Origin of the sequence: Brevibacillus sp. FSL K6-6036 (assembly GCF_037964015.1) — a bacterium.
Taxonomy (GTDB): Bacteria; Bacillota; Bacilli; order Brevibacillales; family Brevibacillaceae; genus Brevibacillus; species Brevibacillus borstelensis.
The window spans coordinates 5,066,731-5,080,175 of sequence record NZ_CP150173.1 but is presented as its reverse complement, the minus strand read 5'-3'; the positions used below and the strand labels follow the sequence as shown (position 1 = coordinate 5,080,175).

The window sequence follows — 13,445 nt, the reverse complement described above, 5'->3', positions numbered from 1 at the left end:
GTCAGTGATTCGGTCAGGGAGTGCTTAGCCTGAAATATATCTAATCACCTGAAGGAAAGCCACCGCAGACTGAAGAATATAGATAAAAAGACCCATATTTGTCGCTTCTACTCAAAAAATGTTGAAAAGATGTTTATTCTTGTGTAAGTAGTACTTCGAGCATGGTCAAAATTAGATTAATTTGTCGTGTTTTTTTCATACGGAGGCTCTCAATAAAATTCATTGTTTTAACAATCGATGGGAGTGCAATAATAGTGAAAACTTTAGTAGAGAAACTAAGTAGTTATGAAAACGATTATTGGGATTTTACGGAATACAGAGAAAAAAAAGCGCTTATAAAATACCCAGCCATGATGGTTGCACCAATGCAAGAACAATTGCTTTTGGATATTTTAGAATTTGATCCGCATGTCACAAATATTCTTGATCCATTTGTAGGTTCGGGTACTGTTCTAGCAGCAGGAAACAAGCTTAATTTAAAAGCTTATGGTATAGATATTAATCCTCTTGCTATTCTTATAACACGTGTAAGATTAGAAGGAATCCCTTTAGTAAATATCCGAGAGAGCATTGCTAAACTGAAAACATATATTACTTTATTTATAGGAAATACTAATTCTTTTGAGTTTAAGAATATAAATAAATGGTTTCGAGAGGACATAATAGTTGATCTAAGTATTATAAGGAGAGCAATAAAATGTGAGAAAAATATACAAATAAGACGCTTTTTTTGGGTTTGTTTCGCAGATACCATTAGAAAATACAGTAATACTCGTTCTACTACATTTAAGTTACATGTGAAAGAACAAGAAAAAATAAACGCAATGGAGAATAACTGCATCCAATATTTTATAAACAAGGTATCTTCATCATATACCGATTATGTAAAAGAGGCTAATGATAATAAGATAAATCTATATACAGGGAATTCAACTGATATCCTCAAAAGCTTTAGTAATAATAGCATTGATTTAATATGTACTTCGCCACCATATGGCGATAATCATACTACCGTAACGTATGGGCAGTATTCCATATTACCCCTTTTATGGATAGATCTTGACGACCTTGATGAATTTGATTTAACTGTGCTTGAGAACTTTACTGCAATTGATAGAGAGAGTTTGGGTGGACGTTATAACTTAAGTCAGTTTGAGGTAGATGTTGAATACGAGGATTTAATCACTGGTATTAGTGACCAAAAGGTAAAGAAGGTTAAGTTTTTTATTAATGATTATTGCAAGGCCTTTGCCGAAATGGCTAGAGTTTTGAAGTCCGGAAAAAGATTAGTATTAACATTAGGAAACCGTAGAGTAGATAACAAAGAGTTTCCGTTTGATATTCTAAATGATAGGCTAGCAGTAAGGTATGGTTTAGTAGTTGAAGCCATGTTAACTAGAAATATCCAAGGGAAAAGAATGCCGAAAAAAGTATCAAATATCCCTAACCTTGGCTCAGTAAAATCAATGAGCAAAGAATATATAAAAATATATAAAAAATTATAGAGGGAGTAGTTATCGTATGAAGGAAACTTTGCATATCGATTCTTCGTCTATTGCAAGTATTCTGGGGACAGTTGGAAGTCCTTTAGTTGTAATATCAGAATTGATAAAGAACGCAATTGATGCTTCAGCAGATAAAATCAGAATCGCATATAGTAGAGAGTTACAGTCAATAACAGTTGTTGATGATGGACTTGGGTTCTCTTTGGAAGACATTCGGCAACTTTCGCAACCAGGTTTTTCTAAAAAGAAGAGTAATGGAAATTTAACTAATGCTAAGGGGTCTTTTTATACTGGTAGCAAAGGATTAGGTCTTCTTTCAGTGTTTTCTTTATGTAATCATTTAACAATTCAAACAAAGAGTGATACCGATGGCGAATATTTGATTAATTGGTCAAAAGATGATGGTAGCTATTCTTATGAGCAAATTGTTGATTCCCAAATGGTCCGGGGAACGATAATTACTTTAAACAATATATTTCCTGAAGTGATGACTTTATTAACATCGGAATCTGAAGTAAAGAAGCTTCGCCATATATCTACTTATTTATATAAACATGCAAGTCTTCCTTTTCCTGAAATCACTCTTTCAATAGATGGAAGTGAACCTAATTCTTTATTGTTTACAACTGAACTAAAAGATATGTTATACGACGTCATTTTTAATTATGATAGTAGTACGGAAACATTATCATTTCAGTGTTTTTCAGAAAGATTCCAAATTAACAGTTCTAAAATATTTATTAATTCTTTTGATACAGCGGACATTGAACTAATCTTGAATAAATATTTTAACATAAAAGAAACAATAAAAACTCGTACAAATGACAATATTAGTTTTAAAGAGTTGGAGAGTATTGAAGGGGTACCCACTTTTGAGGGACGTTTATTAGTTTACGAAAGAAAAACAGCAGGTAAGCTTAAAGACTTTGGAGCAGGTGTAAATATCTATGCCAATGATTTTGCTTTATATAATTATTTATCTGAAGAAAATGATTGGCTAGGTTTAGCTGATTTCTCTCAAAGGAAAAAAAATACTCGACTTAGACCACACAATGCTTTTGGGTTTGTAAACTTGCCATACTTTGATGAATCCAAAGAGCAACTCAAGATATCCAATGAAAGAGCAGATTTTATTCAAGATGCAGTATTTGTGAAGTTAATGTATCTTTTAAAAGGTGTAGTAATGTTCATGATTTTTAATATAGACATAGCAAAATATCAAAAACCAGCTAAAGGCAGATTTGTTGATGGAGACATTAAAAGTGTTCCCGAAACAAGCAAAGGGGAACATTTACAACAAGAAGCAACTATTCATATGGGGGAAACTGCCAATAACCCTTCACAAAATAATACTAGTGGAAACAAAGAGTATCCTAAATTTTCTGGCGAGGGAGCACTGGATGAAGGAAAAAAGGATACTGATAGTGTTATAAAAGAAAACGATACTTATCAGGGAGAACCGGATAGTCAGAAAAAAGAAGAGGAACTTGTCAACGATGAGGGGGAGGAAGAACAAGAAGAAAATTATGAGCCAGAAGTTGGATTTAAACCAACTCATAGAAAAAGGTACAATTTAACCTTCACAGCAGCAGAGGGTCTCTTAATTGATAAGTTGAAAAACACAGATGATTTAGGTAATAAAATATATCAAACTATTTATGAGTTAAGTAAACTAAATGTGTTATATTACCCATATGCAACGGTATGTCTATACAGAACACTAATTGAATCTGCTACACAGTATGCTTCAAGAAGTATAGGATCTGAGTATCTAGAATCAGCTCTTCCGAATTCAATTGGAAATGTACTGAACAAATGGAGTAATAATCCACCAGACTCTTCAAAAGAATTTAGATCAAATGTCGGCTTATGGAGAGACTTGATAAAGAAGAGGAATCTTCTCGAAAAGTTAAACTTATATATTCATAATACAACGCCAGTCGATGTTGATTTGATTTTAGATACATGGAAATCAATGAAGGGCTACATTCGAGAATGCATTAAATCATAGAGGTACAATTAAAATTTATTCTGGTGATAAAGTATACTTGAAGACGAAGTGTCACATTTTACCGACTTGGTCGGTTCTGTTTATAACTTTGTGTAAACTCAATTAACCAGTATATGAGAGGTTTCATCCCCTGATAGAAACTTCTTTCTCTCCGCAAATTGAGTCAAGGCGTAGGCGAAGGGAACCCTCGACCCTATCGATGGAGAGAAAGAGAATTTTTTTGGAGGATGAATCCTTTCATTTTAACGGATATAAAATCCCTGCCAAATATTTTACAGGAGTCTGGCTAATGAAGAGGTTTTAAATGAAATTTTAGAACACTATAATTTTTTGCATCAATACTGTAAGCAAATATTAAAATTATTGAAACTAAACTTATTGTGGCTTTAAGAGTAAGTGTCGGGTTAAGAGTAAATATGGTTTGATTGAAACCAACTGCCCTGTTTTTTTATGGTTGTAACCAAATTATTATTTTAATCATTATTATGATAAGAGTGTTTAAATCAATGAAAGTTGTCTTTGGAAAGTTTAGTGTAATAACTCAGTTGTGGTGAATTTAGAAGATCGACACACATTTATTAAAGAAAGCTATGAACAATAAAATTATATTAAGTAATAGTTATATTTTTATAAACACCAGTCACTTTCTTGGAGTCTGTAAAATATTTTGTGTAAACTCTCAACCTCTAAACTACAATTAGGAGTAGAAAGGTTGGGAGATTTTTATGATGTCAAAAGAGCAGATCAAGCAGTGGATCAAAGAGAAAAACATGAAGTCAGTGGACGACGTACAGTCAGCGTTAAAGGATCTATTCGCAGACACAATCCAAGAAATGCTGGAAGCTGAAATCGAGTCCTCTCTTGGATACGCCAAGCATGACATGAAAAACAAGCGGACAACCAACAGCCGCAATGGGTATAGCAAGAAAACCGTCCGTTCTGAGTACGGGGATGTTGACATCCAAGTCCCTCGGGATCGAGAGGGTGATTTTGAGCCAAACATTGTAAAGAAACATCAGTCCAACGTGACAGGGATCGAAGATCAAATTCTTGCCCTCTATGCCAAAGGCGTATCCACACGCGATATCCAAGACCATCTGCAGCAGCTCTATGGCATCGAAGTCTCACCAACGCTCATATCGAATGTAACCAATAAGATTGTACCGATGATCAAAGAGTGGCAAAATCGCCCCTTGCAAGCGGTTTATGCTGTTGTTTTCCTTGACGCCATTCACTTTAAGGTAAAACAGGACGGAGCTATCGTCAATAAAGCCGCCTATATGGTCATTGGTATTGACCTTGACGGTCATAAAGATGTGCTTGGGATCTGGATTGGGGAGAATGAATCGGCAAAATTCTGGCTGCATGTCCTCAACGAACTGAAAAATCGTGGAGTCCAGGATATTCTCATTACAAGCGTCGATAATCTTCGTGGCTTTACAGAAGCCATCTCTGCATGTTATCCGAAGACGGAGATTCAGAAATGTGTTATCCATCAAATCCGAAATTCCATCAAGTATGTTTCCTATAAGGATCTCAAAAAGATCACGTCCGAGCTAAAACCTATCTATAAGGCTCCAACGGAGCAAGCCGCGTTGGAAGAACTCGATCAGTTTGAACAAACCTGGGGCAGTAGATATCCCTTGATGGTTCGTTCCTGGCGGAATAACTGGGACGAGATTGCCACTTTCTTTAAATATCCTCCAGAGATTCGAAAGCTGATTTATACAACTAACGTGATCGAGAGTTATCATCGACAGCTTCGAAAGGTGACAAAAGGAAAAGCCATGTTTCCCACAGATGATGCCCTTTTGAAGATGTTATATCTCGTAACCATGGATGTTCTACGAAAGTGGACGGGACGAGTTCAGAACTGGGGCCAGATTCTCTTACAGCTATCCGTTTTCTTTGAAGATCGGGTACAGCCGTACATCCGTTAACAAATGAAAGGCTTCATCCCCGAAGGGATTATCTTTTTCTCCACCAACGCGTCAAGGGTTCGCTTCGCCTTTCGCCCTTGACTCTATTGGTTTCGAAAAATGGCCCAATTAGGGGGATGAAACCTTTTCATATATTGGTTGATTGAGTTTACACAAAAATCTTGACAGACCCCTTTCTTGGCACGACGATATCATTTAATCTAAACCATTCACCAAGTCGTGCCACACCCAAGTATAAGTCATAAAGATATCTTAATGAACATTGTCGCCGTTTCCGTTTTTCAAAATTTGGTAAACCTTATCACAAGTAAGAGTAACCAGGAGATTGTATTAGATTAATATGAGATAAAACAAACTTACAAAAAGTGCAAAAGGGAGAATATATGGGATATTAGAGAGGAACTGATCTTTCAATTCGGAATAAATATTATCCAATTGAACAACATATTCGAGTCAAACAAAAAAGTTAAGTTTTTATCCAAACATGGAAGCAACGTTCGCTCCATCTGACTTGAAAGCTCGAAAGCGATCGTTTCTGTTTGCGGAAGTTCTCATTCATTTGCCTTCCTTCCCTCGATTACGCACAATCAGGGTAACAGAAGCGAGTAGAAGCAAAGGAAATAAACCAATGAAATCCAAGGGATTGGATAAACGTGGATAAATGAATAATGGAGATGACAAAATTACCGAAATACCATCAAAAACGGAATTCTTGTCAATGAGACTATAATTGCGACTATGATGGCCGGAACCGTAAAAAAAGCCAATGGAACCGTTTTCTGAATCGATCACCTTATTTGTTAGCATTATGATACTGTAGACGACAGCGAAATATCCGAGATAGCCCCTAACATTCCCAGACTTTTATTGTTTGGTGGAAAATTTCAAAGACACTTTGCATCACCTTTTTAAGAAATAAACGGAGGGACAGGGGATGGCATTCTCCCATTTGAACTTTGAATATATCAAACTTGGTCAACATAGTCCTCTCGTCTAACTCGTTGATCTATCAGCCCAAACTCGTCAAACTGTTTGTATTTTTTCATCCAACTTTAGGTTGATGTCGATCTGCAATCCCGGATGCTCCATGATTTGACGATACGTCCATCTTTCTTCAATATGCGTCGTTTGGCTTCTACTTTTAATTCACATAGATAATTTCAAAATGTGTGCCTTTTTCGCCTTAATAAATACACCCCATAGAATAGACATTGGATATACCGGCGGTTTCATCCAATGTTTATTCTATGGGGTGCACTTTCATTTGTAACCAATTAAGAAATAACACCTTTATAAAATGCGTTTAACTTTTTTCTTCCTTCGTATCGACAAGATCAATGATTTCACGAATATCATCAATTTTAAAGGTATCAGCGATCCGTTCAATATGCTGAAAGTTAATATTCTGTCGCTTTTGATTAGCGAGTTCACTTAGTGCTGCGTGGCGAATATCTGTTAAACGAGATAACTCCCGTAGCGAGATGCCTTTTTTCCTTAGTAGCTCTGGAATTTTCACAATTACTTTCTTCCCCATGTTTGTCCCCACAATTTGGAAAAAATGATTGACTATACGCAAAAGCGTACCATATAATAAAAATCAATCTGGTACGCAAATGAGTAACAATACAATTTAAAAGTAACTACATACAAATAACCCGTCGAAACACCAAAAGAAACTTTTATCGATCAAAGAAAACTTGAATTACCCAGTTTGTTGTTGTAATATCTGTAAAATATAGGATAGTCTTTCCGGGGGCGATTTATTTTGAGTTCAACGATTGGAACATATACAACGATAGGCGACCTCATAAAGAAATACAGGGGCGGCTTATCTTGGGGGGAGTTGTCAAAGCTAACAGGCATTGAAAAAAGCATCATCAGAAAGATTGAAAACGGCGACACAAAGAGACCCGAGTTAAAAACAATTATACCTATATTCAAAGCGCTAAACGCTCCACGCGAAGAAGTAATCGAAACTTGCATCATGACGGAGAATCGGTTGTCCGTTTTGCGTGAATTATTGTCGGAAGCGATTCATTTAGTAAACGCAAACCTCATCGAGAAAGCAACCGTTCGTTTGCTGGAATGCCCCCAAGCGAAAAGCGAGGAGATCGTCGAAGAGTTGTACCATACTGCACTTTCAGTTGAGGATACAGATGTGAAATGCCTGCTTTTCAACAATATCGTACAGTATTGCAGGCTGCGCGGTATTCAACCTTATACAGCGAAGGCTTTATATCAAAAATACCGCATTGATCGGACAGAGGTCAGTCAACTGGAGGAAGCTTATCGTCTTGGAAAAGAGGTTCTATACTACACAGACTTTTTAAGCCAGGAAGAGAAGATCACGCTCTACTATCTGATGGCGTATGATGCCCACGATATGGAAAAATACGAGGAATGTATTGCGTACGGAAAAACGGGACATGCCGAGGACCCAACAAACAATGAGGTGAAAGAGCGGGTCGCTCTGGCTATATGCAACTCTTACTTTCATTTAGGCCGATATGATGAGATGGAAGAGCATATTCAACAGTATGAGAGCTTGGGCTATGAATTTATCAAGGTACGTTCCAAATACCTCCGGGCTATCATTTTATCAAAAAAAGGGTACTACAACGAGGCTATACCGTTATTGCGCGAGTGTGTAACAGAGGCAACCAAGAACAATCGGATCCATCGGGTGAATCAGCTGCTAGAGGCATTGCTAGGCATAAACGATACAGACTCGATTCAACAGATCATCGACACCGAGGAGAAACATTTTGCGTTTGATTTTCAGAATACATACACATTTTCAGAGCTAGGCAAATTTTTTCGCTATAAGGGTTCCTTTCTGGTCTCGCGTGGTTTGTTTGATGAGGGGATGGAGGCCTATTTGCAAAGTATTATGTACTTTGGGAAAATAAATGATCGCGACAAAATCTTGTCTTGCGCGGTAGAAATCAATAAGCATCACTGTGAGTTCGGTAAAGAACATTTGGGACTTCTGAAAAGGCTTAATGAGGTATATAATATAGTAAATATAAATTGAAGAAAAAGGAAGGGATGTAAAATGAAGAAATTCTTCCATATTTTTTCCTCGGTCACATTGGTAATTGCCTGCGCCTTTTTTATCGGTTCTATTGATGCCGGAAAGAATGTCGGAAAAGACAAACCTGTTGTTGTATACACTGACAATCCACAGGGATAATAAACCAGTCATGATTCCTACTTTATGATCTATATGATCAAAACTCGGTTCAAAGGAACGCTCTTTTCAAGGGCGTTCCTTTTTATTTTCAAAGAGAAACGGGTGGGTCAAAGGCATTTTTTTCCAAGGTTTTCTTGCCCCTTCTTGTAAACTACAGTTGGAGATGATCCAGATAACCGGATTGCTTGGTGTACAACATATTCTGGCGACTCGAAGGAGGTTGACAACATGGGAGCTGTTGAACGTAAAAAGGACGTTCCTCTATGCTGCCAAGCAAAAGGAACGCCTTCACCACGAGCGACAACATATATCGTTTCTATACATTGCAACCCTTTGTGTTTCGTAGAGGAAAGAGACTTGTACCAGACGATAGAAGATTTACGGCGCGAACTTGTTCGACTGGTGCAGGAGAAGGGAAGCTTTACGGATGAAGTTGTGGTAGAGCTGAGTCAGCGTTTGGACGGTTACATTTACGCTATTCAATCAGATAGACATAAACGGTCAAACATTACTACAGAGGAAGGCTAAGGCAGGGGTAAAGGGATTGTAGATGGATTTGCACGTTTTGTGATATTACGGAAAAAATATCAAAAACAGATAATTGGTGAAAAATCACGAAAGTAAAAAGCTGAATAAAATTGTGATACTTACTAATAAAACTAAGGTAAGGGGGAGGGGATTAAAGTGACCAAGAAATCAGTATTACTCATTTTTGGGTTAGCGGTGGTCTTTATGACTATTTGGGTTTATGCCACTCAAAATAGTAGCTTGACTTTCAATGGGGAAAGTGACCACTGGAAAGGGAATCTTAAGATTACAGGAGACCGACAACAACTTGATCAAGAACTGACTTTGACATTTAAAGATGCTAATGCACCCGATACTCCCATAAATTTTTCTTTTAAAACTACCTTTGGTGGCGGAGAGGTAGCCGGAGCTAGACTTAGAAAAGATCAATCAATTACGTTTATAAGTGGTGGATCAGGGGGTGATCTCACTCAAGTCCCAGACGAAGAAATTACGGTAAATATTTATTGGGGAAGTTTCCATGAAGAACTGGTTCTAGGAAAAACTAAATAAGAAAGTGAGGAGATTCTACCCTCACTTTTTAAAATCCTGTTGGTTCAGTTCTTGTATTTATAGTCTTTTGAAAAGAGCCGTCGTAATAGATATCCGCTTTTACATACGCCTGAATCCAAGTGGTTCCAGTTGAGTTAACTGGAGGAACATTGATAATTGATGAATTCCAGATCCAAGAATATGATGTTGTGCTTGTCTCCCATCCGGGGGAGTCCCATGGATTATCACTGTTCGGGTAATTTTTGGATATTGTACCACCGCACCAGCTCGTTTATCGGGCGTTTCGGATTGGGCGGGGGGAACCGTATCATAAGTGACGGCAAGTTTTTTCGGAAAATCTCGCAGCGGTCTTGGAAAAGCGCATTGCCGGGCATGGGTTTGGGAAGGGCCACGCACGGCTGAAAAGTCGGCGCAAACGGGTTTCTGCAAGCGTTTTGGGGTCCACCGAACGATGCGGTACCTGGAGGGGGACTTTCGCTTGCGGAAAGCGAAAGTCCCCCTCCGCTGTCTTGGCGGAAGGGCCAGTTCAAAAAATGCTTTTGGACAGTCGGGTCAAACTCAAGCTTGATTACGCTACGTCACTTATCGGCAGTTTACCATCCGACGCTTCGCAGTAGGAAAGGAACGTGGGTCCGGGCATAGCCCGCAAACCGCCTCACGGCCAGGCTTCGTCGACCCCTTCGAGCTCGGGGAGCCCTGCCTTGCGCCGCTGCTCGATGATATATTGGACGTACCACTCCGGGTTCTCGGTATTTTTCCGGATCGAGCGAATCGTACCCAGCCAGCGGTCGTTCCAGCTCATGCCGTCGGAGTTCACGTGTCCCCGCTTCTCCATCTCGATCGTCTGGTCGTACGAGGAGGCGGCAAAGATGCGCATCCTGGGCGTATCGAGCAGGATCACGTTGCCGTTCTCGTCCCGCCTGGTGTCGAATTCGTTGCTTCTTCCCTTGAGCACCGCGTAAGTTCCCGCCGCCGCCACGAATAGAATTGCGACTGCGGCGAGCGAACCGAATATCCACAGCATGACGTTCATCTTCCGGCCTCCCGAATCAAGGTATAGGCGGAACCCGAATGACCGAATCGGTCCGATATCTCGATCATAACACAAGGCGACCTTCCGACAGGGAAGTTTTTTTGTTATGGCTGCAGCGCATCGAAAGGGCGACACAGTGCAGGTCAAGGGCGGTTGAAAAGCCTTGCTGGTCTTGGAAAGTGCAGCAGGAATTAGTCAAAGAAAGTCAAGGTCATAACGGAGAAAACTTGCCGTTACAGGCAGCACGGAGAGCCGTACCATCAGTAGGGCAAAATATTCCCCCCACAATACCCATGCTATATCCACAGTACCCATGCTATATCTCTTCAGGTTACATTTAAACCCTTGCCATGCAAATACTCCGTCATGCCGCTGAGCGGCAATTGCAATTTGAGCAGGTCGATGTGACTTCGCGACCAGCCGGCGTCGCGGTTATTCTCGCTACGGGTTTGGTAGTAGTGTCTCATGTCATGATCGTACGCTTCGATTCGTTCCTTCAAATCGCTTTCGGATGGGTACCTATTTTCGAAGTAAACGGCTTCTAGCGGAAGGCGGGGCTTAATCTCAGGCTGCTGGTCGGGTACGCCGACAGCGATGCCGAAGAGCGGGACGACATATTCCGGCAGTGCAAGCATCTGGTCAAGCCGCCGAATATCTTTGGAGACTGATCCTATAATAACGGCGCCAAGCCCTAAAGATTCTGCAGCCAGTACGGCGTTCTGAGCGGCGAGCGCTGTGTCGGTGACAGCGATTTGATAAAAAACAGAGCTTTCCAGCATCATTCGCATATCCTGCTTCTCTTGCTCGGTACCCATAACCGTGAGTCGTTTTAAATCCGCGCAGAAAATGAACAGGTGTCCGTTCTCCTCAATATACGGCGTCTTTGTGATTTCGCTTAACTCCCGCTTCAGGGCGGGATCGGTAAGCCCGATAATCGAGTAGGCTTGCATGAATCTGGATGACGAGGCCATCTGGGCGGCCCGAACGATAGTTTCGATCTGGGATGGTGTCAGCTTTTCGTTTTTGAATTTGCGGATCGAGCGATGACTCATAATAGCTGCCAGCACTTCATTAAAGGTTTTATTCATGGCAAGGCACTCCTTATTCACTTTTGTTTCCTGGAAACAATATAACAGAAGGGATTTCGGGTGTCAATATTGTTTCCAGGAAACATTATTTACGAATCTTGATTTAATTTGTTATACTGAGGACAATGCTACGGTGAAAAGGAAAGGAACAAAGGGAACATGAATCAGCCTCACGATGAACGGTTGCTCCGGGAAGTGTTTGAGGTATTTACACGATTTGCAAAAAAAATACAGGAAGAGGACGATGAGGAAAAGGCTTGGATGTTGGCGCAAACCTCGGATGAGCAAGTGCAGGCCATATTGAGCGAGATGACATTTATGATGCTTCATGTGTTGGATGGAATCGGCAAGCTCGGCCGGACGAATGGAAGCACGCTGTCTAGCCAATTCGGCATTCCTAAGGGAACCATTTCTAAACTAACGAAACGTCTTAAGGTGCTCGGCTTGATCGCGTTCGAGACTATTCCGGGCAATAAAAAGGAACTGTATTTTACGCTTACACCGCAGGGAGAGACGATCTATAAGCTACATGAGCGGCTGGAAGAACGCATCCAGGCCGCTGCGGCCCACTTTATGGCCGGGTATACAAGGGAACAACTGGAGTTCATCAGGGATTTCATGAACAAGCTGACGTCCCACTCTTTTCTTCAGCTTGACGAAGAACAAGCACGAGAGTCAAATTCTTGACGCTGCTTGGCGGTCCGCAATTCAAATTCACAGAGGCTATATCTTTTATTGTCCATTGTGATCATCAAGAAGAATTGGATTACTTCTGGGACAAGCTCTCCGAGGGTGGAGACGAGAAGGCACAGGTGTGCGGGTGGTTGAAACACAAGTTCGGAGTATCGTGGCAAATTGTCCTAAGCAATTTAACCGAAATGATATGCAGCCCCGATCCGGAAAGATCAGAAGGAGTGATGAAGGCATTACTTCAAACGAAAGCGAAAATCGATATGAGATCATTAGAGCAAGCATACGAGGGGTAATGTATATCCCGTGATGAAAAGGCCGTCCCGCAAGGATGGCCTTTTCAACTGGCCGTTACGAGGCATGGCTATGAAGCGCGCTCGCGGGAGAAAGATTATGATTCCGATTTCTGTCCATGAAACGCAGCAGTCGGTTGAAGACGATGGAGTCGGAATGGACGACGTTTTCTTGCAACGAATATTGGACAGAAAAGCAGATGGCAGGTCAGGGGTTGGATTGATATATACAGATCGGCGATGAAAACGGTCACTCCGGGACGGGGCTTCTGTTTAAAAGTGCGGTAGGTACAGGGGCAACGGTAACTTTTCGTGTCCACAGCAGGATGAATAACAAGTAGTTGGGATAATGGAGGTGTCGTAATACATTCACCCTGTTCGCACCTCCAGAAGTCTGCGATGATGAATCCATCAAGGGTTCGATGTCACCGGGCTTCGCGCTTTGACCTCGGCCTTTGGCCTTCAGGCTATTGCGATCCTTCCTTCTATGACAAAATTGGAAAAGTAGGGTCGCAGCTTTCCTGAAGGATCATCAGGAGAGGAGGCATCCGGGCTTTCATATCCACCTTATCCTTCATTCTCTAACACGGAGTACGGATATAAAATTGCCTG

General features: G+C 40.6%; 11 protein-coding genes. 8 read left to right on the top strand and 3 right to left on the bottom strand.

What is annotated here, in order from left to right; genetic code table 11:
- Positions 1-254: 254 nt before the first annotated feature.
- The 3 genes from NST37_RS24645 to NST37_RS24635 all read left to right on the top strand — a co-directional run bounded on the left by NST37_RS24645 (position 255) and on the right by NST37_RS24635 (position 5,456).
- Complete coding sequence (locus tag NST37_RS24645; RefSeq protein WP_339186006.1) at positions 255-1,505, top strand: DNA methyltransferase; 1,251 nt, start codon at positions 255-257, stop codon at positions 1,503-1,505.
- A 16-nt stretch (positions 1,506-1,521) separates the two neighbouring features.
- Positions 1,522-3,516 carry an ATP-binding protein gene (locus tag NST37_RS24640; RefSeq protein WP_339186005.1) on the top strand — a complete coding sequence of 665 codons (1,995 nt, stop codon included), beginning with the start codon at positions 1,522-1,524 and terminating at the stop codon, positions 3,514-3,516.
- Between the two features lie 725 nt (positions 3,517-4,241).
- Positions 4,242-5,456, top strand: coding sequence for an IS256 family transposase (locus NST37_RS24635; RefSeq protein ID WP_251247396.1), 1,215 nt, complete (start codon positions 4,242-4,244; stop codon positions 5,454-5,456).
- Positions 5,457-6,759: 1,303 nt separating this feature from the next.
- Here NST37_RS24635 and NST37_RS24630 read toward each other — a convergent pair.
- Positions 6,760-6,990 (bottom strand): helix-turn-helix transcriptional regulator, encoded by a 231-nt coding sequence (locus NST37_RS24630; RefSeq protein ID WP_339186004.1) that lies wholly within the window; start codon positions 6,988-6,990, stop codon positions 6,760-6,762.
- Positions 6,991-7,221: 231 nt separating this feature from the next.
- On the opposite strand from NST37_RS24630, the gene NST37_RS24625 reads away from it, so the two are divergent.
- The 3 genes from NST37_RS24625 to NST37_RS24615 all read left to right on the top strand — a co-directional run bounded on the left by NST37_RS24625 (position 7,222) and on the right by NST37_RS24615 (position 9,729).
- Positions 7,222-8,490 carry a helix-turn-helix transcriptional regulator gene (locus NST37_RS24625; protein ID WP_339186002.1) on the top strand — a complete coding sequence of 423 codons (1,269 nt, stop codon included), beginning with the start codon at positions 7,222-7,224 and terminating at the stop codon, positions 8,488-8,490.
- A 387-nt stretch (positions 8,491-8,877) separates the two neighbouring features.
- A complete protein-coding gene (locus tag NST37_RS24620; RefSeq protein ID WP_003388790.1) occupies positions 8,878-9,177 on the top strand; it encodes an aspartyl-phosphate phosphatase Spo0E family protein in 300 nt (99 codons plus the stop codon).
- A gap of 156 nt (positions 9,178-9,333) precedes the next feature.
- On the top strand, positions 9,334-9,729 hold the full coding sequence (locus tag NST37_RS24615) for a hypothetical protein (RefSeq protein ID WP_003388789.1): 396 nt from the start codon (positions 9,334-9,336) through the stop codon (positions 9,727-9,729).
- Between the two features lie 655 nt (positions 9,730-10,384).
- Here the strand turns inward: NST37_RS24615 and NST37_RS24610 are convergent.
- Together NST37_RS24610 and NST37_RS24605 are read right to left on the bottom strand one after the other, a co-directional pair.
- Positions 10,385-10,762: a hypothetical protein gene (locus NST37_RS24610; protein ID WP_003388788.1), complete on the bottom strand. Its 378-nt coding sequence runs from the start codon at positions 10,760-10,762 to the stop codon at positions 10,385-10,387.
- Positions 10,763-11,088: 326 nt separating this feature from the next.
- Entirely contained in the window at positions 11,089-11,850 is a 762-nt protein-coding gene (locus NST37_RS24605; protein WP_251237886.1) for an NADPH-dependent oxidoreductase, read from the bottom strand.
- A gap of 159 nt (positions 11,851-12,009) precedes the next feature.
- On the opposite strand from NST37_RS24605, the gene NST37_RS24600 reads away from it, so the two are divergent.
- Both NST37_RS24600 and NST37_RS24595 read left to right on the top strand, forming a co-directional pair.
- Positions 12,010-12,537 (top strand): MarR family transcriptional regulator, encoded by a 528-nt coding sequence (locus NST37_RS24600; protein WP_024983656.1) that lies wholly within the window; start codon positions 12,010-12,012, stop codon positions 12,535-12,537.
- Positions 12,534-12,836, top strand: coding sequence for a VOC family protein (locus NST37_RS24595; RefSeq protein WP_081924337.1), 303 nt, complete (start codon positions 12,534-12,536; stop codon positions 12,834-12,836). Before NST37_RS24600 ends, NST37_RS24595 begins: the two co-directional genes overlap by 4 nt.
- Positions 12,837-13,445: the final 609 nt, after the last annotated feature.